The organism is Corallococcus sp. AB045 (genome assembly GCF_003668895.1).
GTDB lineage: Bacteria > Myxococcota > Myxococcia > Myxococcales > Myxococcaceae > Corallococcus > Corallococcus coralloides.
Genome location: NZ_RAWN01000069.1, coordinates 17,461 through 44,153 on the forward strand (window position 1 = coordinate 17,461; position 26,693 = coordinate 44,153).

General features: G+C 72.4%; 13 protein-coding genes. 2 read left to right on the plus strand and 11 right to left on the minus strand.

From position 1 onward, the window contains the following. Window positions 1-30: 30 nt before the first annotated feature. The 7 genes from D7Y21_RS41825 to D7Y21_RS18355 form a co-directional block, all read right to left on the minus strand. Complete coding sequence (locus D7Y21_RS41825) at window positions 31-4,635, minus strand: hypothetical protein (protein WP_158627312.1); 4,605 nt, start codon at window positions 4,633-4,635, stop codon at window positions 31-33. Window positions 4,636-4,697: 62 nt separating this feature from the next. Continuing rightward, window positions 4,698-9,692 (minus strand): hypothetical protein, encoded by a 4,995-nt coding sequence (locus D7Y21_RS18330; RefSeq protein ID WP_121714696.1) that lies wholly within the window; start codon window positions 9,690-9,692, stop codon window positions 4,698-4,700. A gap of 6 nt (window positions 9,693-9,698) precedes the next feature. Continuing rightward, window positions 9,699-10,787, minus strand: a complete 1,089-nt coding sequence (locus D7Y21_RS41830; RefSeq protein ID WP_158627313.1) for a hypothetical protein — start codon at window positions 10,785-10,787, stop codon at window positions 9,699-9,701. Between the two features lie 35 nt (window positions 10,788-10,822). After that, window positions 10,823-13,450: a hypothetical protein gene (locus D7Y21_RS18340; RefSeq protein ID WP_121714698.1), complete on the minus strand. Its 2,628-nt coding sequence runs from the start codon at window positions 13,448-13,450 to the stop codon at window positions 10,823-10,825. After that, window positions 13,447-16,635 carry a poly-gamma-glutamate biosynthesis protein PgsC/CapC gene (locus D7Y21_RS18345; RefSeq protein WP_121714700.1) on the minus strand — a complete coding sequence of 1,063 codons (3,189 nt, stop codon included), beginning with the start codon at window positions 16,633-16,635 and terminating at the stop codon, window positions 13,447-13,449. The genes D7Y21_RS18340 and D7Y21_RS18345 overlap by 4 nt, the downstream gene beginning before the upstream one ends. A 220-nt stretch (window positions 16,636-16,855) precedes the next feature. Then, window positions 16,856-17,986, minus strand: a complete 1,131-nt coding sequence (locus tag D7Y21_RS18350; protein ID WP_121714702.1) for a hypothetical protein — start codon at window positions 17,984-17,986, stop codon at window positions 16,856-16,858. Window positions 17,987-18,202: 216 nt separating this feature from the next. Then, window positions 18,203-19,771, minus strand: coding sequence for a protease pro-enzyme activation domain-containing protein (locus tag D7Y21_RS18355; RefSeq protein ID WP_233612173.1), 1,569 nt, complete (start codon window positions 19,769-19,771; stop codon window positions 18,203-18,205). 366 nt (window positions 19,772-20,137) lie between these two features. Here D7Y21_RS18355 and D7Y21_RS18360 point away from each other — a divergent pair, with 366 nt between their 5' ends. Together D7Y21_RS18360 and D7Y21_RS18365 are read left to right on the plus strand one after the other, a co-directional pair. After that, window positions 20,138-20,887 (plus strand): HEAT repeat domain-containing protein, encoded by a 750-nt coding sequence (locus D7Y21_RS18360; protein ID WP_120566392.1) that lies wholly within the window; start codon window positions 20,138-20,140, stop codon window positions 20,885-20,887. Further along, a complete protein-coding gene (locus D7Y21_RS18365; RefSeq protein ID WP_120566306.1) occupies window positions 20,884-21,621 on the plus strand; it encodes a HAMP domain-containing protein in 738 nt (245 codons plus the stop codon). Before D7Y21_RS18360 ends, D7Y21_RS18365 begins: the two co-directional genes overlap by 4 nt. A 108-nt stretch (window positions 21,622-21,729) precedes the next feature. Here D7Y21_RS18365 and D7Y21_RS18370 read toward each other — a convergent pair whose 3' ends face one another. From D7Y21_RS18370 to D7Y21_RS43480, 4 genes are all read right to left on the minus strand, one after another. Continuing rightward, window positions 21,730-24,660 (minus strand): helicase C-terminal domain-containing protein, encoded by a 2,931-nt coding sequence (locus D7Y21_RS18370; protein WP_121714706.1) that lies wholly within the window; start codon window positions 24,658-24,660, stop codon window positions 21,730-21,732. 56 nt (window positions 24,661-24,716) lie between these two features. Next, window positions 24,717-25,157: a copper transporter gene (locus tag D7Y21_RS18375; RefSeq protein ID WP_121714708.1), complete on the minus strand. Its 441-nt coding sequence runs from the start codon at window positions 25,155-25,157 to the stop codon at window positions 24,717-24,719. A 31-nt stretch (window positions 25,158-25,188) separates the two neighbouring features. Then, complete coding sequence (locus tag D7Y21_RS18380) at window positions 25,189-25,611, minus strand: cupredoxin domain-containing protein (protein ID WP_121714710.1); 423 nt, start codon at window positions 25,609-25,611, stop codon at window positions 25,189-25,191. Between the two features lie 86 nt (window positions 25,612-25,697). Continuing rightward, a partial coding sequence (locus D7Y21_RS43480) for a hypothetical protein (RefSeq protein WP_304988565.1) occupies window positions 25,698-26,693 on the minus strand: 996 nt, incomplete at its 5' end.

Consider the following 26,693-nt stretch of genomic DNA (forward strand, 5'->3'; position numbering starts at 1 on the left):
TCGCTCCTCGGGTCTCTGTCTCGGGGGGACTCAGGACAGCGGCTCGCCTGCGTCATCCGCCGCTTCGGGCCCCAGCACGTCCGGTCCCTGCTTCTTCAAGGGCTCGTCGCGCAGCAGCACGGGGCCCTCGATCTTCGTCAGCGCGTTGGTGTCCAGGGGGACGTGGTGCACCTGCACCGGGACCTTGGTGCTGGGGAGCTCCACCATCGCCTTGAACACCGCCTCCGCGGGGGCCGGCATGACGGGCGTGGGCGCCTCCACCACCGGCACCAGCTGCTTCGGCTGCTTCTTGAGGCCGCGGAAGAGCCAGCCGCCCTTCTGGCGCTCGTACAGCTTGCGCGTCTCCACCGCCGCTCGCGCGTGCGACACGCGGCCCGTCTCCAGGTCCTCCAGCAACATCTCGCTCAGCCGGCGGCGCGTCACGCTGTCCAGGTAGTCGAAGACCTTCTCCAGCTTGCGCACCACCACCTGCGTTGCGCCACCCGCCGCGGTGTGCGTCAGCGCGGCGATCTTCAACTCGTGCCGCGTCCTCGCGCGCTCCGCCAGCTTGCGCAGCCGGTCCGCTTCATCCGGCGACGCGGCCTTGCTGACGAGCCCCGGCAGCACCGTGCGCGCCAGGCCCGCGTCCACGAAGCCCGAGTCGTCGAACGTCTCCAGCGACTCCAGCGCCCGCCGCCGCGCCTCCACCGACGTGCCCTCCAGCGCCTTCAGCGCCGTCGTCACCCGGTCCAGCGCCATCCAGCGGTACACCCAGTCCAGGCCCGTGCCCTTGATGTTCTGCGCGCCCATGATGCTCACCTGCATCCCGGGCGCCACCGCGCGAGCGCACGCGTCCACCACCTGGTCGCCCGTCGCCTGCGAGTCGGACACAGGCACCAACTGCTCCAGCATCATGGCCTTGTACGCGTCGCGGAACTTCGCGTGGAACGCCTTCACTCGGCCCTGAGCATCCGCTTCACTTCGGGGCAGCAGCGCCTTCAGCCGCGCGTGCACCGCCATGCGGGCCAGCAGATACAGCGCGTGCTCGCGCACCTCGTCCTTCGTCGCGGATGTCAGCACCTCCGGCAGCGTCTGCGGCAGCGCGCGCGTCGCCGGAGACAGCGCCTCGTCGATGAGCGGACCCACCTCGCGCTCCAGCGCGCGGCGCACCTTCTCCACGCCCACGTCGTCGTCTCCGCCCTCCAGCGCCTTCTCCACCGCGGCCGTCAGCGCCAGCGTGGCAGTCGCCTGGAGTCCCGCGCCGGCCGCGTACCGCTCCAGCCGGTCCATGAACGTGGCCGTCGTGGGACGCGGCACCTTCAGCTTCGTCAGCTCCTTCGCGAGCCGCGCCTCCGCGCGGGCCTGGCCCTCGGGGCTCGCGACCTCCTCCACCGCGACGACCTCCGTGCTCAAGAGGTGCCGATCCAACGCGTCGCGCACGTACTTCTGGAGGCCCTCCAGGTTCGTGCCGATGAGCACGTGCCGGTCCGCGGGCGCGTCCTCCACCATGATGCGCGCGAACACCTCCGAGCGCGACACTCGGTCCCAGCGGTTGTTGATGACCGTGATGACCGCGCGCTCCGGGTTCGCTTCCGGATCCACGTCCCCCAGGCCCGTGCGGATCCAGTTGTTCATGAAGCCCGTGCGCTCGTTCGCCGAGTGCCCGTTGATGAACTGGAGTTGCCGCCCGCGCACCTTCGCTGGCGGGAAGACCTTCAGCACGCCGATTTCGGGCTGCACGTGCTCGGCCATCAGCGCCAGCGCGTACGGCCGCGACACGCCGAGTTGCTCCGCCAGCGTCGCGACCAGCGCCATGTTGCGCGGGTGCTCGCGGTAGGGGAACAGCGCGAGGAACTCCTCGGGAATCAGCTCCGCCTCCCACCACGCGCTGTGCAGCAGCGTCGTGTCCTTCTCCTGCGCCGCCTGCTTGAAGAGCGGGAGGAAGTGGTCCTCCGTCGTCACCACCCGGCCGCCCTTGGGCATGAAGTTGGTGATGACCGACGCGACGTTGATGCCCGCCGGACCCTGGATGTCCTCATGGTCCGGATAGGCGTTGGTCAGCGTGGCGAAGTCGTCCTTCATCCAGTCGTTCTGGAGCAGCTCGACGAAGTTGGGCTGCAGCGCCATGCACTCCCAGAGGAACACCTCCGTGCCCAGGCGCGCGCCCAGCTCCACCATGTCCTTCTGCTCCCAGATGGTGGCCTTGTCGTAGGGGCGGAAGATGAAGAACTCGGACGGCCCGGCGCCCGGGGCGCTGTGCACGAACATCGCCTCCGAGCCCGTCGTCTTCGCGAACACCTCGAAGCCCATGCCGGAGAAGAGCGCCGCCTTCAGGCGCTCCGTGCCGGACTTGCCGCGCGTGCCCCAGCCGCCGATGACGAGCGGGATCTTCTCCCGGGACTTCCGCACGTTCTGGCGCTTCACGTACGTGTCGCCCAGGAAGACGGAGAAGAGCGCCGCGGTGAAGAGGCCCAGCGCCGCGATGCCGTTGCCTCCCATGCCGAGGAAGTAGCCCTCGTTCTCCATGATGCGCTCGGTGAGGAGCGCCAGGAATCCGCTCTGCAGGCCCAGCAGCGCGGGCGTGTGCAGCGTGGACGTGGGCTTCGGCGCGGCCTCCGGCTCGTGGAAGAGCGTGGCGAGCGGAGCGGGGACCTGCTTGTGCTGGCCGTACGGCGTGAAGCGCACCTGGACGCCCAGCTCGCGCTCCACCTGCTCCACGAAGCGGCGGCGCTCGCGGGGCTCCTCGCCTCCCAGCGAGTCCAGCCGCAGCGACGCGAGCCGACGGTAGTCCTTCGACACCTTCAGGCGGTTCGTCAGCCGGCGTAGGCGCGAGGCAGGCGGCACCAGCACCGTCTCGCCGTGGCTGCTGAACAGGTGCACCTTGCCGTCCTTCGACAGCGGCATGTCCAGCAGGTCGTCCACCGTGGGCAGGTGACGGCCCCAGCTGCCCTGGCTCGCCACGTGGACGCGCTCGCCGGGGACCAGCGTCTCCGTGATTTCATCCAGGTGGCCCGGGTGCGCGCGCAGCGTGCCGGACATCACGCGGCCGGTGGTGTGCAGGAACGCCTGGCGCTTGTTCGGCGCGGGGCGGCCCAGCTCGTGCCACATGCGCCACAGGCGGCGCTCCTGCCGGTCGCCGTGCCACAGCGTCAGCGTCTTGTCCGTGCGCTCCGCGTACAGGCCGTGCCCGTCCTGCGACAGGTCCGCGAGGATGGCGCCCAGCCACGCGGGGCCCTCCGGCATCGGCGGCAGGTCCTCCGGCGCCGGCTGGAGCGGGATGCGCGTGCGGCTGCCCGGGCGGAGCTTGGAGACTCGGCCCGCGAGGAACGCCGTCCATGCCTGGCGCACGGGGTCCTTCACCCGGCGCAGCACCTGCGCGGCGGCGGCGGCGGCCTCCACCACCGGCCCCGTGGCGCCCGGCTGCGTCGCCAGGGATTCCACCGCGTCCAGCAGCGCCGCGTGCGCGGGGCCCAGTCCGGCGGCGCCCAGCGCTTCCGCCAGCGCGGCGGCGCGCTCGCACGACACGCGCAGCACGAGCGGCGCGGTGTCACGGCCGAGCACGTCCACCAGCACCTGGAGGGCAGGGCCCTTCACCTTTGGCGCCGCGAGCGCCGCGTCCACCGCGGCCAGCACGGCGGCGGTGCGCACGCGCGGGCTCTGCTCCGACAGCGTCTGTCCCGCGACGGATGGCATCTGCTCCAGGCCCGCGAGACGGCGCAGCAGTGGCTGTCCGTCCGGGCGCTGCGCGATGAGGGCGCACAGGCCCATGCGCACGTACTCGCTCGGGTCGTGGTGCGCGACCTCGGTGAGCAGCGGCATGCGGTGCTCTTCCGAGAGCAGCGGCGCGCACTGCTCCAGCACCTGGCGGCGGAAGAGGAAGTCCTTCTCCGACGGCGCCTTCGCGCGCAGACGCTGGCGCAGCAGGGCCAGGCCCGTGAGCGCGTCCACCGAGAGCAGCGCGCGCAGGGCCTCCGCCTGGAAGAACGGACTCACGTCCTCCTGGCCCGCGAGGCTCGTCAGCGTGGGGCCCACTTCGGGCAGCGACGCGGCGACGCCCGGCACCGTCCGCGCGAGCTGCCGGAAGGCCTCCAGCGCGGCGGAGCGGTTCTGCGCCCGGGGCGCGTCCACGGCGCGGTCCAGCAGCTGCCTCGCCAGCGGCACGGCGGCGGGTCGCAGCTCCTGCTCGTGGGCCTTGTCCAGCACTCCCGTCAGCGCGCGGAGCGCCGTCTCTTCTTCGATCAGCAGCTTGTGGCGGCGCTTCTCCAGTCGCTCGCGCAGGGCGTCGAAGCCCATCCACCGGTCCAGGGCGCGCAGGTCCTCCTTGCGGTCCTTGCGGTCCTTCACCGTGGCCTTGATGTGCTCCACCAGCACCTGGCGGCGGGCGGCGTCATCCTGCGCCTCGTTGTGCTGGCGCGTGAACTGGACGATCTCCGCGTGGACCGCGGCCAGCTCCGTCTCCAGGGCCTCCAGGGCGACGCCCAGCCACGGGGCCAGTCCCTCCAGGCCGGCGGGGCGAGGGCACGACTCCACCAGCCGCTGGGCCAGGACCTCGACCTGGGCCCCGCGCACTCGACGGTGCAGCGGGGGCAGGGCTTCCAGCAGTTGGGACTCGAGAGGTTCGTTCGCCGGGTGCATGTCGCGGCCAGAGCTATTCATTGCTTGAGAAACCTGCCCGGCGACTCCATGCACGCGTTCGGATCAGGACAGCTCACCCCTCCTCAAGGCTGCAAACGTCGTTCATCGAGCAGCTCCTCGAACTCCTCCTCGGTGGGCGTGACGTCCTTCAGCCCACGTCCACCCGTCCAATCCCACCGCGCTCCGAGTGAAAACATGTTCTGCATCCCGTACGGGCCGGAGAGGAAGGCGCGGTCCTCCGCGAAGAGCATCAGCCGGTTGCCGCCCCTGCCCATCCACACGTTCCAGTCCAGGCGGCCCGACACGCGGTGGCGCAGGTACTCCGTGGCGCGGTGAGCATCCTGGAAGCGCTGTGAAGCGCCGTAGCCCAGCTCCACGCGCGTGCCCTGGAGCTTGCCGCCCAGGAGCGCCGCCCAGCTCGCGTAGGCGCCCGCGTTGTCCACCGTGTAGATGTTCGCGTTGCTCACGGCGGACATGCCCAGCGTGACCACGTGGTCCTGGAAGGGCTGCCAGCGCAGCGACAGCCGGGGCGACAGGCGCCGCGGGTGGTCCTTGCCGTAGAGCCAGTAGACGTTCTGGTCGTAGCGCGTGGCGTCCACCGCGCTGCCGCCCTGCATGGGCTCCAGCGTCAGGCCCAGGCCGGGGATGAGGCCCACGTCCGGGGACAGGCGCACGTAGCGGTCCGCCGCCACGCGGCCTCGCGCGCTCCAGCGCATCGTGCCGTCGATGGTCTGCGAGAACACGGAGCCCTGCATGGACAGGCGCAGGTCGCCGGGCAGTTGATTCACGTACCCAGCCACGGTGCCGCCGAGCACGGCGGACTGGTTCAGCGGGTAGCGCGCCTCGGGCGTGAAGCGCAGCCACGCGCGGCCCGGGGACAGCTCACGGCGCAGGGACAGGCGGACCTCCAGGCCCGTCTGGAGCGGGCGGTTGAGCAGCTCGCCTTCCTCCACGTCCTCGCTGCGATAGCCCATCTCCGCGGACACCATGCCCAGGCCGCCGGTGCGCGCCTCCGGAGGCATGCCCTCCGGCAGCAGCGACAGGCTGGGAGGCAGCGCGGGCCAGGGCAGCGGCTCCAGGCCCGTGGTGCCCTGGGCCCACGAGGGGGCCGCGAGCGCGCTCGGATCCGATGCGACACCCAGTTGCACCTGCACCAGGGTTTCGCCCGCGGGCGACTCCAGGCTCACGCGGTGCGGACCGCGCGAGGGCAGCAGCAGCCACGTCTCTCCCATGCGGCCCAGCGGCTGGGACGCGCCCTGGAGGCCGGGGTCGGCGTCCTCGGGCAGGCCCAGGTGCATGAGCGGACCTTCCTCCGCGCTGGAGCCGCCGGTGCCGTCACCGGAGGGCAGCGGCGTGCTGCGCAGGAGCAGCTCGCGGCCCGCGGTGGGGGCCAGAGCGGTGGCGCGCACGCGCAGGGCGGTAGGGCCCAGCACGGTCATCACCACCGGCGCGCCCGGACGGCTGCGCAGGAGGGAGAGGGGCTGCGGGGCGGCCATGACGCGGGCGTGGGTGCTGGCTTCCTCGGACTCCACGAAGCGCACCAGGCCGGTCTGCTGCGTGTCGGCGCGCGCCATCACCACTTCCACCTGGTGTCGGCCGGGGACGTCCAGGCGCGTGCCCAGGATGGCGGTCTCGCCCTCGGGGACCTGGAGCTCGCGGACCACGCGGCCGTCCACGCGGAGCGCGAACGAGCAGGTGCCTGCGGCGGCCACGCCCGGACGCGGGGTGGTGCCGCAGAGGACCTCCGCGCCCAGGGGCCGGGGCTGCTTCACCACCAGACTCATCACGCGCGAGGCACCGGCGGGCAGCAGCTTCGCCTCCGACAGCTTCCACGGGGGCGCGAGCAGCGCCTTGCGCACGGACATGGCGACGTCCTCGTCGTCCGTGCCGGCCTCCGACGTGGCGAGGAGCGAGCCAGCGGTCTCCTCCGCGTCGCGCAGACCTTCCCAGCGCGTCCAGCGGCCCGCGGTGAAGCGCATGCGGCGGACATCCGGATGATCCGCCCACGCCTGGAGCTGGCCCGCGAGCGCCGCGCCCAGGGGCGCACCGCCGTCCTTCCACGCCTGGGGCGAGTCCTGGAGCCGCTCCAGCATGCCGAGCGCTTCCAGGCCCACCTGCGGCAGGCCCGTCTCGCGGTACAGCGCCGCCATGGCCAGCGCGCCCGCCGCGTCCTCGCCGGACGCCGACAGCAACCGCGCTCTCAGGTAACGGCCCGCGAGGCTCTTGTCTCCCGACACCGCCGTGAGCGCCGCGTCCATGTGGCCTTCGCGCACCTGTGCACTGGTGGCCGCGAGCTTCGCGCCGTCCGTGTCCAGCGCCGGGAAGGCAGGGGACACCAGCGTGGGCTGGGTGATGGCCTGCGTGAAGCGCACCGTGCGCGGGGCCGCCTGCGACAGGCGGTCCATCAGCGCGAGCAGGCGCCGCTGCTGCTCCGGCGTCAGCTTCGCCTGCACGTCCAACAGCCGGCCCACGTCCGCGCGAGCGAAGCCGTCCTCCTGCAGCGACGACAGCAGCTCGGCGCGAGCAAGGCGCGGCTCCACTTCATCGGGCCCCGTGCGCAGCGCGCGGGAGAGTGTCTGGAGCGTCTCGTACGCCGTGCCCGCCTGCGGTTGCCGCGGCAGGGCAGGGGGCTCCTCGGACGTGGCCACCTCCGCGCGGCGCACCGCGAGCGAGACGGCGAGCTGTGCCTTCGGATCCTCGGGCTCGAACCACACCTCGCGCGCCTGCGCGGGCAGCGTCACCACCGCGGACACCGGCGCGGACGACGTGCCCTTCGCGCCTTCCAGCGCGACGTGGCGCGGGCTGGCGGCGGTGGGCATCAGCACCAGCCTGCGCGGATGGCCCACGTCCGTGTTCATGCGCACCACGAGCGGCTTGCCCGCGGTGGCATTCAACGGACGCAGTTGCACGCGCACCGGTGAGGGCAGCTTCGCGTCCGGCACCCGGAAGCGCACCGCCTTCTTCTCCACCTTCACCGGCCACTGCGAGCGCACGTAGCCCACCTCGCCCGGCGTCCCTTGCGCCTTCGCGGGCGCGAGTGACAGGAACGCGCGTGTGCCCTCCACGCCCTCCAGCTTCAGGGCGTGCTCGCCCGGAGGCAGGGCAATCTCCACCGGCTCCACCGCCGACAGCGGCAGCAGCGGGAAGGCGTTGCTCCCCACGCTCAGCACCGGGTTCGCCTTCGCGCCCGGCGGCGTCATCACGTAGGCGCGCAACAGGGTAGGGGCCTCGGCGAGCCCCGTGGCCTGCACGTGCGTGGTGCCGCCCGCGGCGAGCGGCCACAGCGCGCTGCCCGTCATCGACGCATCGGCCTCCATGCCCTGGAGGTCCAGCCAGTGCGAGGCCTTCACCTCGGTCCCGTCGTCGCGGGGCGCGGGCGTCACCTGCGACCAGCGGCTCGCGCGCCACCACGCGGTGCGGTAGCTCCGGCGGATGTCCTCCGACAGCGGATCCGCGCGCCACGCCAGCTCCAGCGCGGCCAGCTCGCGGCTGCGCAGCGGATCCCCCAGCGGCAGGCGGGCCACCAGCTCCGACGCCTCGGCGGTGAGGAAGCCCGCGTCCGGCAGCGCGGGCGCGGTGCCCAGGAGCGCGTGCGCGACGTCCGGCTTGTTCGCGTCCAGGAGCTTCTTCGCGGTGAGCAGCCGCAGGTGCCACGCGAGCGGCGACGCATCCGCGCCCTTCAGCGTCTCCACCGCCACGTCCGTGTCGCCGTCACCCAGGGCGGCCATCACGGTCAGCAGCGGCGACAGGCCCTCCGTCTTGATGCGTCCGTACGTGCCGCGCGCCAGGTCCGGCATCAGGGCCACCAGCCGCTGACGCAGCAGCGACGGGCGGGCGGCGGGGTCCTTCTTCACCACCTCCCACGCCTTCTCCGCCAGCTCCGTCCAGTGCGTCTGGTGCGACAGCGCCTCGGACAGCGTGGGCCGGCGCGTGGCGACGCGCGCACGCATCAGCGGCGCGGGGCCCTTCCAGCTCACGCGGTAGTTGTGCTTGCCCGGAGGCAGCGCCACGCGCATCTCCTCCGCGATGCCCACGCGCTCACCCGACGCGAGCACCCGCGCGGTGCGCCCGTCCGGCAGCGCCGCGCCCTCGGCGGCCTCCGCCCACGCGGGCTGCGGCGTGAGCTGCGCCTGCGCGAGCACCCCGCCCACGCCGTACACCTCCACCGTCGGCGCCTCGGCGGGCGTGCCATCGCCCAGCACTGCGCGCGCCTCCAGCGACAGCACGCCCGGGCCCTCCATCTCCAACGCCCAGACCGAGCCCTTCTCCTCCGGGCGGACCCAGGGCGCGTCCATTCCGTCCAGCACCACCTCCGTGCCGGTGGGACGCGGGCGCTCCACGCGCACCGCCCGGCCGTAGAGCGGTGACACCAGCGCCCACTCGCGCAGCGCGGAGGCCTTGCGCCAGTCGCGCACCGCGGTCCGGAAGGGCGAGGACTCAGGCTCGTCCTTCACGAGCTCCGCCTCCAGCGCCGCGTCCACGTCCAGCCGCGCTCGTGTGGCCGCGTCGAACGCCAGCGCCGGGCGCGGCCCCTTGCCGTCCACCCACTTGAGGAGCGCGTCCCGCATCCGCTCCTCGGTGCGCGCCGTGGACGTGTGCGTGGGCCGCTCCACCACGATGCGGGCGTTCTTCGTCGCCGAGACCCACCAGATGCTGCCGGCGCCCATAGGCTCCGCCAGGTACCAGCGGCCCGGACGCTCCGACACTCCCTCTTCCTCCACGCGCAGCTCGGGTGCTTCGCCGCCCTCCGACAGCGGCACGCGGGTGAAGCGCAGCGCCCCGGCGGGGCCGGTGACGCGCACCACGTCCAGCGGACCCAGCCACACGGCCGCGCCCTTCTGGGCCGTGACTTCCATCGCGCCCGTCACCTGCGGAATGCCGCCAGGCACGTAGGGCGCGTGGCCCCGGAGGTCCTCCAGTGCCACCGGCCCCCGGATGGCGCGCGGCTGCCAGGTCATGCCCTCCTCGCTGCGGGCGATGACGGACGGCTGGGAGACGGCGGGCTGCGCGATGACGGGCAGCGCCGCGAGCGCTCCCACGAGCAGGGTGTAACGGGCGCGGCGTCGAACAGGAAACATCGGCGCTCAGTCCTCCAAGGGTGCGAACAGAATCTGGGCCAGCCGGTCCAGACGCGCCGGGGTCACCAGCGCTTTGCGCGTACGGGATGACATTTCCAGGTGCAGGAAGCGGGCTTGCGGATACGACTGGAGCAGACGGGCCTGCGCGTTCTGTGTCCCGCCGAGCACCTGCACTCCGTCCGGGAACAGCTTCACTCCAGGGCCGAGCGCCTCCTCCAATGGTGTGGCCACCTTCCGGGCCCACCTCCCGGGCCTGCGCGTCCCGTCGCTGATCACCGCCGCCAGCTTCTCCGTGCGGCCCTTCTGGACCTTGGACTCGCCGAAGCCGTGCAGCTGCACCACGTGCGGCGCGACGAGCTGGCGCGCGGCCAGGTCCGTCACGGTCTGGAAGAGGTGCTCCGGGTTGTGCGCGACGTCCGCGGGGTGCTCCGGATCCTCGGGCGTCTCACCGGGCGTGCCCTTGTAGCGGTGCGCGGTCGCGGTCATGAACAGGCGCGGCGCGCGGCCCTCGGGCGGGCAGACGAAGAGGGCGGAGCCGATGTCCTCCGTCCCGATGTCGAAGTAGGGGTGCGGCACCTGCACCACGTCGTTCGTCGCTTCGCCCGTGCGGATCACATAGGCGCCCGCGCCGTGGTAACCGTCCGGCCGCTCACGCAGCACCCAGAAGGTGTCGCGCGGCGTGGTCCACGTCTCCAGGAAGAAGCCCACGGACGCGGCCACGTTCGTCAGCTCCGGGGGCACGTCCTTCTGCTTCGGCGCGGCGGCCAGCAACGCGGGGATGAGCTTCGAGAACGCGGTCCGCTCCTCCAGCGTGGTGGGGTGGAACGTCACGGCGTCCGCATGGGGCCACAGCCCCGAGAAGCGCGCGTCGACGCGACACCCCGACTGCTCGGGCACGTTCACGGATGGATCCTCCTGGGGCACGCGCTCCGGAGCGGGCCGCGCGGCCGCCTTCGTGCGCATGGCGTCGCGGGCCGCGTCCTGCTTCGAAGCCTTCGCGCCTGTCGCGGCGCTCGCGGTCGTCGCAGCGCTCGGAACCGTCTGGGCCCAGGCGCTCACGCCAGCGCCCAGCAGCGACACGACTCCCGCGGCCACGAGCGGGCGCCACGACCCGGTCCTCCCGAGGAACCTCACAACATGTCCTCGTCCGGCTGCCAGCCGCCCCGGTTCCACATGCGCGGCGCGGTGTTCTCCACCGCCTGACCGAACATGAAGAACCGCGCCCACATGGGCCCCGTGCCCAGTGACTGGATGCGCACGGTGTGCACGCCCGGCGCGATGTCCTCGCCCAGCGTCACCGGCACGGTGCGCGCGTACCACTTCACGCCCGGGCGGCCCACCGGCATGGCCGGCTCGCGCTCGGAGGCCGGCAGCACCACCGTGCGCTCGGCGCGCGTGACGTGCGGCACCAGCACGCTGGCGCGGCGCACGGGGTTGCCGCCATCCACCGTCACGGACAGCTGGGGCTCGGTCGCGCCCTCCGCCACCGGCGTGTAGACGACCACGTTGAGCGTGACCGAGCCGGGCCCCGTCTTGCGCACCGGCACACGCAGCCCACCCTGGCCCACCGGATACACCGTGCGCGAGCGCAGCCCGCTGCCCGCCGCCGGAGGCCGGTTGAGCAGCGCCGTCAGCCCCGGTGCAGTGGAACGCAGCAGCACTTCATGCTCACCCGGCGGCAGCGGCGGCAGCAGCTCCCGCGCCCGCGTGGAGCGCACGGTGAAGCGGTGCAGCGGCTCGCCGTCGAGCAGCACCTCCACCTCGTTGCCCAGCGCCGCCGCGTCCTTCAGCGACAGGCGCACCTCCGGACGGGTGGGCGTGCGCGCATCGAAGCGCGCCCGCACCGCGCGGCCCGGCTCCAGCACCGTGGACAGCGCCCTCACCATGTCCACCGTGTCCGCCGGCCCGGACTCCAGCACCTCCACCACCGGGGGCGTGCCATACGGGCGCACCACCACCGCGTCGCCCGAAGGCGGAGGCGTCTCCTCCTCGGGGCCCGCGGGCTCCAGGCGCACCTGGCTGAGCAGCTCCATCCGCGCGCCGCCCTGCATCAGCGCGTTCAGGTTCGCCGGGCGCATCGGGTGCCACGCGCGTTGATCCACGGGCGCGTTGCGCCAGCGCACGCCGGTGAGCGCGCCGTTCGTGTACGGCGCGGACGCCGCCATGGGCTGACCGCTGGAGAGGAAGCTGTAGAGCTGTACGATGGTCGTGCGTGGCGCCTCCACGCGCAGCTTGCGCGCCCCCATCGGCAGGAACACCCGAGCGCTCGTCGCGCCCGACACCCACGCCGGCAGGTCAGTCACTTCTCCAGAGCCCGCGTCCTGGGCCGCCGTCGCCACGGGCGTGCAGGGCAGCGCGCCGCCCGGCAGCGGCACCAGGGCCGCGCTCTCGAACGGCGCGGGCTCCGGCGTCGCGTCCAGCGAAGCCTGTCCCAGGGACTGGCCCTGGGCATCCAGCACCGTGAGGCTCAGGTGCAGCGGCTCGCGCGAGGGCGCGCGGTCCAGCGAGCGCGCGTCGATGCGCACCAGCCGCCCCACCGCGTCCATGCGCGGATCGATGTCCAGCTCCAGCACCGGGCACGCCGGGCCGGTGGCGAACGCCTCCGTGCGGCGCGTGTCCGGCAGGAAGGCCACGCGGCCCTCCGACGCGACGCCCGGCTGGGGGCGCGACTCGGTGGGCAGCAGCCACGACTCGAACGGGCCCTCCACCGTGTAGCGCAGGTCCTCCTGGCCGTCGTTGCGCACCATCACCGTGTGCACGCCCGCCGGCAGCTCCAGCGGATGCGACATGGGCGAACCCGCCACGGGGCCCGGCAGCTCCAGCGTGTGGGCCGTGCCGTCCGCGGACAGCGTCTGCACCGTCACCGGTCCGTGCGGTTGGGGATGCGCGTCCGTCGCGTCGCTCCACAGCCACAGCACCGGCTTCGTGGGCCCGGTGACGTTGAGGGCCACGGCGCGGCCGGCGCCCAGGCGCTCCTGCACGGACTCGGTGGCCTCCACCAGCGGCAGCCGGTAGGGGGTGCGGTAGACGGGTTCAATCTGGTAGTCGGTGCCCGCCTCGCCCTCCGCGTTGAGGCGCTCCCAGTGCTCCTCGGCGAGCCAGCGGCGCGTGTCGGTGGAGAGCTTCTCGAAGGGCTCGAAGGTGGCACGCCCGGCGCGCACCTCCGCGCGGGCCTGGGCCAGCTTCTGCGACGCGAGCAGCGGCAGCGTGCGGTGCGCGCGCACGTAGACGCGCGCCAGCAGCGTGTCGTTCGCGCCCGCGGCCCGCAGGTACAGCACGGAGTAGTCCGGGCGCTCCTTGGGCAGGCGCAGCACGAACTCGCGCTCGTCCGTCACCTGCTGATCCGCGTGCGTGGTGAAGGCGCTCTCCTGCAGGAACGTGCCGTCCTCCTGCGGCTGGCCCTTGCTCTGGCGCGTGCGCGTGAAGATGGAGCGCTCCAGCAGGACGCCGTCCGGCCCGCGCAGGATGGCCTTGAGGCCGTACTGGTACTGCTTCTCCGGCGCGTACGGCGAGCCGTCCGGAAGCAGCTCGTGCGTGACGATGAGCAGCTCCTCGGCCTCCGCGGGGACGCGCACGCGCATCTCCCGGCCCGGCTCCAGGCGGTAGAAGATGAGGCGCTCGGCGTTGACGAACTTCGCGTCGCGCCGCGCGGTGGGCGTGTCGGTGTTGCTCAGCACGGCGAGGCTCGCGCCCCAGATAAGGGCCAGGCCCACCATCAGTCCAAGGAGCGCCACGAGGGCGCGGCTGCGGGTCTTCATCGACGGGCCTCTTCACGGGAGACTTCCCCGGTCAGCACCACCGGACGGCGGTGCCGCAGCGCCAGGTCCACCGTGCTCGCGAGCTCCGCGTCACCCGCGGTCAGCTCCGCGCGCTTCGCCGGCGACGGGTGCTGCTGAAGGAAATAGACGGCGCGCAGCACCTGCTTGCCCTGCCGCGCTTCCACCAGGAGGAAGGGCAGGCCGTATTCGGCGCTGAAGCCGGACTTCACCTGACGCGTCACATTGCCCACGCGCTTCGTCTGCGCCAGCGCGCGGAGGTCATGCACGTTCTGCTGCGCGACGTAGCGCTCCGCGCTCGCGGTCAGCTCCGCGAAGTGCTCCTTCAGCGCGGCGGACACCGGCTGCGTCGGCGCCACCAGCCGGTCCGCCAGCAGCGCGCGCTCGGGAGACTCGCGCGGCTCCTCGGGCAACAGGCCCGTGATGGCCAGCTCCTCCGCCACGAGCCGCGGGCCCACGAAGGCGCCGCGCAGCGGCTCGGACAGCCACAGCGTGGCCAGCCGCGCCCCGCCGAAGGTGCGGGAGAAGACCTGCTGCGGGCTCGCGTCGTTGAGGCCCGTCAGCTCCGGAGAGCCGTCGTGGTAGCGCACGCGCTGCCCCAGCCAGCCCAGCGGGCCCTCCTGCGACAACAGCCGCTCCAGGTCCGCCGGCCGCTGCGCCGGAGTGAGGACCGGGCTGCCCACGTCCACCAGCACGTCTGCTTCCACGGACGGGCGGCCAGAGAAGCCGCGCAGGTGCAGCACCCAGCCCTGCTCCTTCGGCAGCGCGCGGTGCACCGCCTGGTGGAACGCCTGGAAGCTCGTGCGCAGCTCACCGAAGGTGGCGGGGTGGGGCATGTCGCCGGACGCGGTGGCGAACACCAGCGCGGTGGAACGCGACTCGTGCCACAGCTCCGCGGCCACCGGCAGCGTGCCCGCCTCGCGGGCTGGCGACGGCACCTCCAGCGCGAGCGGAGCACCGCCCGGACGCACCATCAGCCCCGCGCCCAGCCGGCCCGGCGTGGCTTCCGCGTCCGTCACCCACCAGCACCCCGTGGTCGCGCCCGCGCACTCCGTCACCGGGTGCACCCGCAGGCCCATCAGCGCCGCCATGGCCCCGGCCCAGCGCGAGCGCAGCTCCTTCGGCACGTCCGCCGTCCCACCGCCCAACAGCGGCGAGGCCACCTGCTGCTCCAGCACCAGCAGCTCCGCGTCCGACGGCCGCACCGCCGGCACGCGCGCCACCTCCGGCGTCACCATCAGCGTGCCCAGCGCGTCGCGCTCCGTCATCGACGCGGCCAGCGCCTGGGCGTGCTCAATCACCAGCGAGGCCAGGTCCGCGGCGCCCGCGCGCAGCACGCTCACCCGCGACTCACCCCAGTTGCCACCGGGCTCCGGAGGCGGGTTCGCGGTCAGCGTCGCGCCGGGCCACAGCATGTCCAGACCCTGGGGCGCCTTGCCGTCCGGCGTGTGCAGCACCACCTGGCCCGGCTTCAGCGACGGATCCACGCGCAGCTGCACCCGCTCCCGCGAGGACAGCGCGTCGTGCGCGTGGCGCAGCGGCGTCTCCGACTGCGCCAGCGCGTCGCCCAGCACCAGGCCCGCGCGGCGGGAATCCACGCCGCTCACGATGATGGCGCGGCAGTTCACGCGCTCGCACAGGAGCGCGGCGGCCTCGGCGCTCGGCGCCTCCGTCAGGGGACGCGGCACCTCCAGCACCGGCCCCTGCGCGCCGGGGACGAGCAGCGACGTGTCCCAGCCCGCCTTGCCGGCGCCCTCCACGCGCTCCACCAGCGCGAAGCGCGCGGGCACGCCGTCCTGCTTCGGCAGCTCGCGAAGCTCCAGTCCCAGCGCCACCGCCTTCGTGCGCAGCGCGTTCAAGTCTTCCGCGCGGCCCGACTCCAGCCACGCGTCCAGTCCGTTCCACAGCCCGCTGTACTCGCGCAGGTCGCCGTGTTTCAGCCGCAGCGACTGCCCACCCACGTCGCTCTCGCGCGCGGTGGCGCGGCCCATGACCATCAGGCCCAGCGGAGACTGGTCCAGGCCCAGCCCGGGCACCTGCTCGTGTGGCGCCTCCGCGGTGAGCGCGGTGGCCGGACGCGGTTCGATGAGCGACAGCCCGAAGCCCGCGAGGCTGCCGATGAGGAAGCCCGCCAGAGACGTGTGCAGCGTGGGCAGGAGCACGCGCGCGATGACCTGCTTCTGCAGCATCTTCACCGCCAGCAGCGTGGGCACCAGGTAGCCGAAGCCGAACAGGTCCGTGACCTTCAGGCCTGGAATCCGGCCGCCCATGGCCCAGCCGATGCCCCACTTCACGAGGAAGCCCAGGCAGAAGACGAGCACCGTCTTGCGCGGGCCCTCCAGGTTGAGCGTGCGCAGCCCCGGCACCGACAGCACCGCCTTCGCGGCCGCGACCAGCAGCAGCACCTCCGCCAGCGTGGCCGCGAGCTTCAACGGCTCCAGCCACGTGAGCGCCAGCAGCGCGGGCACGAGGATGCCGTTGAAGTCCCAGCCGTACTTGAGGTTGAAGCGCGCGGCGAGGAACGCCGTCGTCAGCAGGATGATGTAGGCCTTGGGGCTGGACAGGAAGTCCTGCGCCACGTCCTCGTACATCAGCTCCAGGCTGGAGAAGGACAGGTTGGTGCCGGGCAGCAGCACGAAGCGGAGGATGACGTACGTGAGCGCCACCGGCACCGCCACCTGCCACAGCCCCCGGCGCAGCTTCAGCTTCCAGAAGGCGTTCGCGGTGAGCGGCACCAGCACCAGGCCGATGCTGTGCAGGCTGCGGTCGACGATGAAGGACGTGCCCCACCGCTCGTCCATCCAGTGTCCCAGCACGGGCAAGAGCCACGTCTCGCTGACCGCGCGCACCACCACGCTGGCGAGCACCACGGCGAAGAAGCGGTCGCGGCCGAAGAACTCACTCCAGGCCCCCGTGCGGGACAGTCCGCTGGAGAACGCCAGCGCCAGGCCGTACGTGAGCAGCGACTCGGCGACAACGGTGCAACCCGCCTCCGGGTGGATGACGAACACCGAGGCCAGGTAGCCGGGAACCACGAGGCCCACGAAGACCCACCCGAGCGTCTCCGTGAGGAGCGCCAGGATGAGCACGCCCACGAGCACCGCCACCAGGATGGAGGTATCGAGGGAGTAGGCCGGAAAGAGTGTCAGGGTCGAAAGGAGCGCCATGGTGGCCGCTCGAATCTAGGGAGGGCGCCGGACCCGACCAGGGTTGCCCCTCTTGGCCGCTGAGAAGCGTCCGCTGTCCAACCGAAACTTCGGGCCTTCAGTGTCACTGAATGACCAACCCCGGACACTGGTGTGGGACCCGTGGGCGGATCAGCCCACCTGCTTCACAGGAGGCGACGCTGTCTGGCACGGCACGTGCGGACGTCTCCCGCGAGACACTTCACGGGCAGTCCTGCGCGACCAGGGCCGGGCAGTCCAGGCCGGAGCCGCCGAGCGTGCAGGGCACGGTGTCCGCGAGCGCCTGGAGGACGGCCCTGGATGACGCGCCGGTGCCGCGCAGCGTGGCGGACTGCTCCAGGTGGACGAAGCGGTCCGTGGCGGCGGCGGCCTCCGTGTAGCAGGCGTCCGCGGCCCCGTTGTCGATGCGGCCCTGCACGTTGCTGGTGCCGCACAGGGTGCGGTGCTTGCCCGAGTCATCCGCCGCGTTGCAGGAGAAGGCCTTCTTGGTGCCCGTCAGGTGGGTGTTGAGCGCGTCGCGCAGGCGGTTGGAGAGCGCATCCGGCCGCGGTGTGCTGGTGCCGTCGCTCACCACGGCGGCCTCGGGGCCGTCGCCCGCGTCCATGCCGTGGATGCTGGCGGCGATGGCGCCCGGGTATGTGTCGCGCAGCGCGCGGTGCGCGGCGGTGAAGAAGTTGTTGCCGTAGTGCGCGACGTCGGAGATGCGCAGGCCCTTCGTGCCGCACACGCTGGTGGTTCCGCTGCACGGGCTGGCGGTGGTGACGGCGCAGCGGTGGCTGCCGGTGATGAGCAGCGCGCGAGCGCCCAGCGTCACCAGCTGCGTGGCCGTCTGACGCAGCGTGCCCTCATCAGAGTCCGCGTGCGGCGCCTCCAGCCACAGGTCGCGCGCGGGGAACAGGTTGAGGATGAAGGTGCCGCCGCCACGCGACAGCAGCCCCTGCTCGCGCACCACCAGCCACCCGCCGCCCGTGTCGTTGCGGAAGGTGGACACGCCGTAGCCCATCCCCGCCAGATCCTGCACCACCTGCGGCGTGGGACCTTCGGTGAGCAGCGTGCGGAACACGCCCTCGAACGCGGCGAGCTCCGTGCCGCCCGGCTCCTTGAAGCCGCCGCTGTTCGCCGCGGCGATGGGCGCTGTCTGGAGCCACGACGTCAGGTTGCCCGTCAGGGTGGACAGCGAGCTGAGCGGCGAGCACACGCCCGTCGTGGGGGCAGGCGCGCTGACGACCGGCGTCTCGGCCGCGGGCGTCTCCGTCGTGGGTGCCTGGCTCGCGTCCTCCTCGGGCGCGGTAGGCGCGGTGGGCGTCTCGACGATGGTCCCCGGAGCGGACATGGAGGGACTCTCCGCCACGGCGTCACTCGGCCCGGCGACGGCACTGCTGCAAGCGGCTGCAAGGAGCAGGAGGCAGGACAAGGATGCACGCAGGGGGAGCAGGGACATGGTCCTGTCCCGAACAGCACGCCCTGCGCATGCATTCGCATCCCGTCAATCCGGGATGACAGCCGGAGCGGGGCTCGTTTGCCCGTCCGCCCTATGTCACCCGCCCGCTCAGGGCAGGGTCCGCAGCAGTCCCTCCGCGTCGGGTGCGCCCCAGCCGGTGGGGATGTCCCAGCCCGGCCCGGCTTCGTACTGACGGTCGGTGACACCCACGGTGATGTCGCGGAACGTCTGCTGCACTTCGGGCAGCGTGTAGAGCTGCGAGTTGAGCCAGCCCACCCGCGGCTTCTGCGCTTCCGCGCGCGCGCCGTTCACCACCGTCATGATCCCCGCGAAGATGGGCGAGGAGAACGACGTGCCGGTGTTGGGCGTGGTGACACCCAGCCACGTGTACCAGAAGCCGGTGTCCGCGTTCAGCGCCACGTCCACCACCGCGCGTTTGGCGGGCAGCGGGACGATGCCCTTCTGCCACTCCGGCGTGGCGAAGGTGCGGGTGATGCCGGAGCCGGAGTAGTACCAGGCCGTCTCGCCCGTCACCGTCATGCCGTTCATCTTCAACTGCGTGCCGCCCACGGCGGTGACGTAGGGGCTGTTGCCCGGGACGTCCACGCCCGCGGAGTCGCCGCTCGCCGCCGCGACGGTGATGCCCAGCGCGGCGGCCATGGTGCTGGCGTGGCTGTAGGCCTCATGCACCGCTTTGGGTTCGGAGTCCTCGCGGTGGGCGAAGGACGTGGTGATGACGCTCACCTCGCCCCGGCCAATGGCCTCGTTGTAGGTGTAGAGCATGGACGTGTTGCGCGCGTCCGGCCCCATGTAGACGAGCACCTCCGCCTTGGGCGCCATCGCCGCGGCCCACTCCACGTCCAGCGTGCCCTCGCGGTAGCGCGTGACGGGCGGCTCCATGGTCTGGATGACCTTGGGGTCCTCGCGCTCGATGCCCCACATCTTCCAGAAGGCGCGCAGGTCCTTCCACCGGAAGCTGGCGCCAATCACCACGCCCAGCTTCATGCCCTGGCCCTGGTAGCCCTGCTGATAGAGCGAGTCCACGTTGTACGCGCGCGCCACCTGCTGCGGCGTGAGGCCCCGGCTGACGGGGTTCGGCGGCTCCGTGGACGGCTGGCCGAACTCGCCCGGCAGCGTGCCCGTCTCCGCCGGCAGGTCCAGCGCCACGACGGCGTGGATGCGCTGCTGCACGAACGTGGGGGCCTTGATGGTCTCCGTGAGGCCGTAGACGTCGTGCGGATCATTTCCGCCCTGGGGCGACTTGCGCTCCAGCACTCGCAGCGTCACGCCAAACGCCTTGTTGAACTGGGCCACCGTGCCCACGAACTGCACCAGCAGCCGGTTGGTGGCGACGTAGGGCACCTGCATGCCCTCGGACTTCAGCCAGTCCGTGACGACGGTGACGTCCTTCTCCGGAGGGGCGTGCTTCGCCATCCACTCGGAGGGCGTCATGTACTGGCGGAAGCGGGATCCGCCCGGCTTGTAGATGTCCGCGATGTGCTCCTCGAGCGCTGATGGGTCGCGGATGGGGAAGGACACGAGCCCGCGGATGAGGTCCGTCACCGGCGCCTCGCCCTTGTCCGTGTAGACGCCCGGCAGGGGTCCCGGGACGCCGTCCGTCGTCGGGATGGGCGTGGGGTCCAACACCTCCGCCTCCGGGTCGGGCGGCGGGTCCACCACCTCCGGCTCCGGCGGTGGCCGGCCAGGAGGGGGCTGGGACGTTTCGGAGTCGGGAAGGGTGGGCGTGGATTCCACAGGAGTCGGCCCGGGAGGTCGCGGCTTGCCCACCGACGTCAGGCGGTCCGAGTCACGGCAGCCACCCATCCACCCCGCCAGCAGAAGAACACCCGTCAGGATGTATCCGCGCTTCATTGCTCCCCCAGCCCGGAGTGACCCGCCTCGGGTCCCCGGCACCCCAGCCGCCCTCCCCCTGGAGGACGTCGGCCCTTGTGCGCATCGAAGGTGGGAGCGATTGCCCTGAGAGGCAACTGTCGTGGACAGGTAAATCGCGGCTACACTGTTGGCACTTCTTTGCCCATCCCCATGCGGCTGCCGACAGCACTCCTGCTCTTCCTCTTCCTGCTGCCGTGCGCTGCGCTGGCGCAGGGAGACACGCGCATCACCTTCCTGGGTCGTCAGCTGGAAAAGGGAAGGGATCCGCGTGCGCGCTCACAAGCCGCGCTGGTGTTGGGCGCCACCGAGGACCCAGAGGCGGTGACACCGCTGTGTGGCGGCCTCAAGGACCCGAGCGAGCTGGTGCGCGCGGCGGTGGCCAAGGGGCTGGGCGCGCTGCTGGAGCCGAAGGGGCTCGACTGCCTCCAGGCGGTGCAGGGGGAGGCGGACGCCACGGTGCAGGCGGCGGTGGCGGAGTCCATCAAGGCCATCAAGGCGTACCAGACGCGCCGGCCGCGCTTCTACCTGTCGCTGGACGCGCTGAAGGACAAGACGGGCACCGTGCCCGCGGAGCTCGTGAAGGTGACGGAGGCGCGGCTTCGTTCCAAGCTGGTGCGCCGGGGCGCGCAGATGGCGCCGGAGAAGGAGTCCAAGGCCGCGGCGAAGGGCGCGCTCAAGAAGCTGGGCGTGCACGGCTACCGCATCACGGCGGAGATCCAGAAGACGGACAGTGGAGGCCTGCGCCTGGCTCTCTTGTGCATGACGTACCCGGAGCAGTCCCTGATGGGACAGGTGGAAGTGAACGCCGCGGGGGCTCCGCCCGCGGACCTGTTGAAGGCCCTGATCCCCCGAGCCATCGAGGAAGCCGCCGCGACCTTCGACTGGAGCAGCGAGACATGACGACGACCACGGCCCAGGCCCCGACGACGAAGCGCCGCTGGCGCAACTTCCTGCTCGACGCGCCCTTCCAGCTGAGGCTCACCGCGTACATCGTCGGTGTGTCGTTGGTGATGGCGGCGCTCTTGGGCATCTTCCTGGTGCGCGCGGCGAACTCGCTGATGCACGAGACTGCGACGGCGGTGGACGCGCGCTCGGCGGCGGCGGAGGTGAGCCGCGAGTTGTCTGGAGCCACGCTCTCCAACGAGCTGATGGCCCACATGAACGACCCGGCGTTCGAGAAGCAGTTCCGAGAGCAGGCGCAGGCCATCGACGCCAAGTACGATGCGGAGCGCGCGGCCATCGTCACGCAGCGCGCGGAGCTGGAGCGCCATCAGCAGCTGACGTGGTGGGTGCTGGGCGGCTGCCTGGTGTCGTTCATCGCGGTGGTGGCGCTGGCGACCATCGTGGTGACGCACCGGATGGTGGGCCCGCTCTTCCGCATCAAGCGCATGATGCGCGAGGTCGCGGAAGGCCACCTGAACCCGCCGCAGCACGGCCTGCGCGAAGGCGACGAGCTGCAGGACGTCTTCGAGGTCGCGCGGGACATGACCCAGCGGCTGCGCGCGCAGCAGACAGAGGACGCGCGCGCACTGTCAGAGGCCCTGGCGCAGGCGAAGACGAGCGGCGCCACGGGCCCCTGGGTGGACGAGCTGAGCGCCCTGGAGGCGCGCTACCGCGAGCGGCTGGCGCGGTAGGGCAGGGCAGGCGCCCCGCTTCAGCGCGCGAGGCGCCGCTCACCCGAAGCACGCGGCCCACGAGCGCGGTGGAGCAGAGCAGCGCCTTGCTTCAGCGCGCGAGGCGCCTCACACCCGCGCGGTGTCCGCGGTGAGCCCCATCTGAAGCAGCTCCGAGTGCAGCAGCAGCCGCGCCTGCGCCCATGGCAGCGCGACCACGCGGTAGCCCGCGAGCGCCTGGAGCAGCAGCGGCCGGTAGCTGGCGTGACCGGGGTCCGCGACCACGACGATGCCCCGGTCCGTGGTGGAGCGGATGAGCCGCCCGACGCCCTGACGCAGGAGCAGCAGCGCGCGCGGCAGCCGGTACTGGAGGAAGCCCAGGTACTCGTTGCCCGCCTTCGCCAGCGGCTCCTCGCGCGCGGCCACCAGCGGCCGTGACGCCGGCTCCAGGGGCAGCTTGTCGATGAAGACACACCCCACGCCGCGCCCGGGGATGTCCACGCCCTGCCAGAAGCTCTTGGTGCCCAGCAGCACCGTGCCCGTGTCGCGCTCCTGCCGCGCCGCCAGCGAACGGCCGTGTCCGCGAGACTGGCGCAGCACCTCGATGCCGTGCGGCTCCAGCCGCGCCTGCACCTCGCGCGACACCCGCTCCAGCCGCCGCGTGGAGGCGAACAGGCCCAGCACCCGGCCGCCCATCACCTGCGCCAGTCCGGAGATGCGCCCGGAGGCCCAGTCGATGAACGGCTCCTCGTGCGCGCGCGGCGCGTCCGTGACGAGCACCACCAGCGCCTGCTGTCCCAGATGGAACGGCGAAGGTGCGCGAAGAATTGGCGGCCTCAGCCCCAGCCGCTTCAGCACGAAGGGCACATTGTCACCCGTGCCCAGCGTGGCGGACGCCATCACCAGCGCGCGCTTGTTCGCGGCGAAGTCCTTCGCCACGGACTCGGACACGTCCACCGGCTGCGCGCCCACGCTCCATCGCTGCTTTCGAGGCTCCGCCCGCGCCGCGTAGCAGCGCTTCACGTCCGGCTCTCCGGCCAGCTCGCCCGCGAGCACCGACAGCTCACCCAGCTCCGTGGTGGCGCCGGCCAGCTCCCGCTCCAGCGAAGGCTGCTTCACCGCCAGCTCCGGCAGCGCCGCCAGCACCCGCACGGACAGCAGCGTGTGCACCCGTTGCAGCGCAGTGCGCACCGCCACCAGTCCCTCGCGCACGGGCTCCCAGGCGGGCAGGGCGCGCACCGCGTCCGTCACCCGCAGCTCCGGCGCGTAGGCCGCGTCGTCCGCGTCCTCACCGGGCATGGCAGCCGCGGGCTCGCACAGGGCCGTCACCTGCTCGCCCAGCAGGCGCGCCTCCTGGAGCAGCGTGCGCAGGGCGTCGTCCACCTCGGACATCAGCACGCGGGATTCGTCCCGGCGCGTGGCCGCGAGCGCGCGGCGCAGCTCCGCGAAGAGGCCCCGGCGCCCATCGCGTCCGTGCAGCCGCTCCGTGAGGCGCAGGAAGGCCAGGTCGGACAGCTCCACGGTGAGCGCGGTGGTGGCCACGTCCTCCAGCTCGTGCGCCTCGTCCAGCACCAGGTGGTCCAGGCGCCCGTAGCGCGCGGGCCACGCGAACGCGAGCGACTGGTTGATGACCAGCACGTCCGCCTCGCGCGCCTGCGCCACCGCCGAGTGGTAGAAGCACTTGTGGTGATGCGGGCACCGCTCGCCCAGCGTCGTCGCCGCCTCGGAGCGCACCGCCGGCACCAGCCCGTGCATGCCCGGGAAGCGCTCGCGGAACCAGTGGCTCAGCCGGTCCAGGTCTCCGTCCACGCTGCGCCGCAGGTACGCGCGCACATAGGCCCGGGGCGCCCGCGCCGTGTGGTTCATCCCCGGCTCCACGCGCGTGGCCTCCAGCGCGCGGCGGCGGCACAGGTAGTTCGTCTGGCCCTTGAGCAGCGCATAGCCGAATGCGCCGCCCGTGGCCTGGTGCAGCCGGGGCAGGTCCTTCTCCAGGAGCTGGTCCTGGAGCGTCTTCGTGTGCGGCGCCACGCCCACCTTCAGCCCGTTGCGAGCGGCGAACAGCGCCGCGGGCGTGAGGTACGCCAGCGACTTGCCCGTGCCCGTGCCGGCCTCCACCGCCACCTGCCCGCCGTCCGACAGCGTGCGCGCCACCGCCTGCGCCATCTCCAACTGGGCGGGCCGCGACAGGAACCCGCCGCCCCGCTCCAGCGCGCCGCCGGGCCCCAGGACCTGGGCCACCTCTTCCGGACGCACCGGCAGCGGCGTCGCGTCCAGCTCGGGCTCCGGGGGAGGCCTGCCGCCATTCGCGCGCTTGCGCTCCGGCCGCGCGCGCAGGAAGCCGCCCGTCGTCTCCAGGTTCAGCGGCGTAGGCGTGGCTCGGCACGCCTCCCACAGCCGCGAGAGCAGCTCCAGCAGCGGGCGCGCCTCCGCGTCCATCGCCAGGTCGCGTGCGTCCTCTTCGGACAGGGCATCCAGCAGCGGAGTGGGCCCCAGTGCCGCGCGGGCCCTGGGGTCCATCGTGGCCAGCAGGTCCGCCACGTCCTCCGCGCGCCCGTCACGCACGCAGCCATCCAGCGCGTGCACCAGCACCGCGTGCACCGCCACGCAGTCGTGGAGCGCCCGGTGCGGCTGCTGTGAGCCCAGCTTCGCCCACCGCATCAGCGACTCCAGCGAGTGGCTGGGCAGCTCCGGGTGCAGGTAGTGCATGAGCTCGCACGAGTCGAGCACCGGCACACCGCCGAGCACGTCCGGCAGGAAGCCCTTCTCGAACGGGGCGTTGTGCGCCACCACCGTCCAGCCCTTGAGCCGCTCACGAAGCTGGGCGCGCTCCGAGTCGAAGCGGGGCTGTCCGGAGAGCTGCGCGTCGGAGAGGCCGGTGAGCCGGCGGATGGTGAGGTTCAGCGGGCGCGAGGCCGAATACAGCTGGGAGAAGCGGTCCACCTCCCGGCCGTGCTCGAAGAAGAGGCAGCCCACCTCGATGACCTCGTCCACGCGGGGATCGAGCCCCGTCGTTTCGAGGTCCAGGAAGACGTGCCGGGTGAAGAGCTCCGAGCTGCCCATGCAGGCGCGTGAGCCTACCCGCCCGGGCGGACATCGCCAGTTAACGGAGCGGGGCGCTACTGCACGTAGAAGCGGCCGGTGGTATCTCCCGTCGGGCACCCGTAATGGAGCATCCCGGACCGACGGGGCGTGAAGGCAATCTCCACCAGCGTGTTCAGCGGCAGCTTCACGTCAATGCCCTGGTCGGCCATCACCAGCGAGGTGGCGCATGTCGCCTCCGTCCTGCGCGTCACCAGCAGCGTCACCGGCTTGTCCTTGTGGAGCAGGACCAGCGAGGAGGGCTCGAAGCCCTTCTCCGTGACGGACAGCTCCAGCATCAGCGTCCCGTTCACCAGGTGCCCCTCTTCCTGGATGGCCGTGTAGCCGTGGCGTTCCCGGTGCTCGTCCGCTTCCGGCGCCTTCGCGGCGGCGGGCTCCTTCGAGCACGCCAACTGCGTCACCCCCACGAGGACCGCGGCCACGGTGAGCACGAGGATTCGGCGGGAGGACGGGCGCATGCGGAAGGCTCCGGAAGAGGAGGCCGGGGCCTCAGTCCACCACGAACGTGCCGGCGATCATCTTCCCCATCGCGCAGCCGTACTTCAGCGTCCCGGACTGGTTCGGCGTGAAGGTGATGTCCACCGGCGTGTTCAGGGGCAGCTTCGTGTCGATTTGATACTCGTCCATCACGAGCTCGGTGGCGCACGTCAGGTCCGTCTTGCGTGTCACCACCAGCTTCACCGGCTCGCCCTTCTTGAGCTGCACCGGCGAGGGCTCGTAGCCCTTCTCCGTGACGGCCAGCTCCACCACGTGCACGCCGTTCTCCCGCCGTCCCACCTCCTGTGCGGCGGGCGCGCCCGGCTCCTTCGCGGAGGACTCCTTGGTGCACGCCTGCTGCGACGCCCCCGCGAGGACCGCCGCCGCGGTGAGCGCGAGCCAGGGCTTGATGATGCGGGAGAAGAAGGGGCGCATGGATGGAGTCTCCAGGGGGAGGAAGGACACGGGCGGCCCGCCATGAAGGCAGGGCCGCCCGGAAGTAACGGCACCGCGAGCCGCTTTCAGCCCTCGGCGTCGGGCGTCGAACCGGCCTCGTCGTCGGAAGCGTCCTCGGCGGGGGCCGGGGGCGCCTCGAAGCGCAGGAGCGCGTGCAGCGGGATGAACAGCTCGTGCCCGGGCTCACCCAGCAGCACGTCGAAGCGGCCCACGCGCAGGAGCGGCGCCTCCACCGTGATGCCGTTGCGCAGCACCAGCTTCACCGTCTGCCCGATGTGCGGCAGGAACGGCCGGGGGTCCGAATACGGGCGCTTGTCCGGCTGCCGTGCCACCTGCGCCGGCTTCTGCGTGAGCTTCGCGTCGCGCTCCAGGGTCGGCATCAGCCGCTCCCAGTCACCCCTGCGCGCGATGAGCACCACCTGGAGCTTCTCCAGCCGGCCCGTGCGCTCGAAGGTGAAGGCGATGGCCTCCTCCGCCAGCAGCGTGTCCAGCAGCGACCGCTCCGCCAGCACCACCGACAGCTCGGTCTTCTGCTCGATGAAGGCGCCCAGGAAGTCCGCGACGAGCGCGTTGTCCACCTGGCCGCGCGCCTGCTTGATGGCCGCCTTGCGCTGGCTGCGCTCCTTGCGCGCCATGAACTCCTGCACGGTGAGGCCGCTCTGGAGGATGCCGAACGCGTCTCCCAGCGACAGGCCCGGCGTCTGGCCCATCAGCTCGTAGACCTGGTCGAAGCGCTTCGCCTCCTCGGCGTGCAGCTTGCGCCAGATGCGCGCCTTCATCTTCCCTTCCAGCTCACCCTTGGCGATGCGCGCCGGCACGTGCTCGCGCGTGGCCAGCGCCAGGATCTGCTCCGGCGTGGGAGGCGGACGCGGCGTGCTGGGGCGCGGCGCGAAGCGGCCCGGAGGCCCACCCGCGCGCGGCGGTCCACCCATCCCGGGACCCCGGGGCGGCGGACGTGACGCGGCCCCTGGCGTGAAGCCTGGCGCTGGCGCACCGGACGGCCGGGGCGGCGCCGAGGGGGCCGGCGTCGCCGTGCCTGCCGTGCCCACCGAGCCCGGAGC

Excerpts from the sequence above, each read along its gene's own strand:
- D7Y21_RS41825 (WP_158627312.1), bottom strand. The coding sequence starts at position 4,635 with ATGAATAGCTCTGGCCGCGACATGCACCCGGCGAACGAACCTCTCGAG.
- D7Y21_RS18330 (WP_121714696.1), bottom strand. The coding sequence starts at position 9,692 with ATGTTTCCTGTTCGACGCCGCGCCCGTTACACCCTGCTCGTGGGAGCG.
- D7Y21_RS18340 (WP_121714698.1), bottom strand. The coding sequence starts at position 13,450 with ATGAAGACCCGCAGCCGCGCCCTCGTGGCGCTCCTTGGACTGATGGTG.
- D7Y21_RS18345 (WP_121714700.1), bottom strand. The coding sequence starts at position 16,635 with ATGGCGCTCCTTTCGACCCTGACACTCTTTCCGGCCTACTCCCTCGAT.
- D7Y21_RS18350 (WP_121714702.1), bottom strand. The coding sequence starts at position 17,986 with ATGTCCGCTCCGGGGACCATCGTCGAGACGCCCACCGCGCCTACCGCG.
- D7Y21_RS18360 (WP_120566392.1), top strand. The coding sequence starts at position 20,138 with ATGCGGCTGCCGACAGCACTCCTGCTCTTCCTCTTCCTGCTGCCGTGC.
- D7Y21_RS18365 (WP_120566306.1), top strand. The coding sequence starts at position 20,884 with ATGACGACGACCACGGCCCAGGCCCCGACGACGAAGCGCCGCTGGCGC.
- D7Y21_RS18370 (WP_121714706.1), bottom strand. The coding sequence starts at position 24,660 with ATGGGCAGCTCGGAGCTCTTCACCCGGCACGTCTTCCTGGACCTCGAA.
- D7Y21_RS18375 (WP_121714708.1), bottom strand. The coding sequence starts at position 25,157 with ATGCGCCCGTCCTCCCGCCGAATCCTCGTGCTCACCGTGGCCGCGGTC.
- D7Y21_RS18380 (WP_121714710.1), bottom strand. The coding sequence starts at position 25,611 with ATGCGCCCCTTCTTCTCCCGCATCATCAAGCCCTGGCTCGCGCTCACC.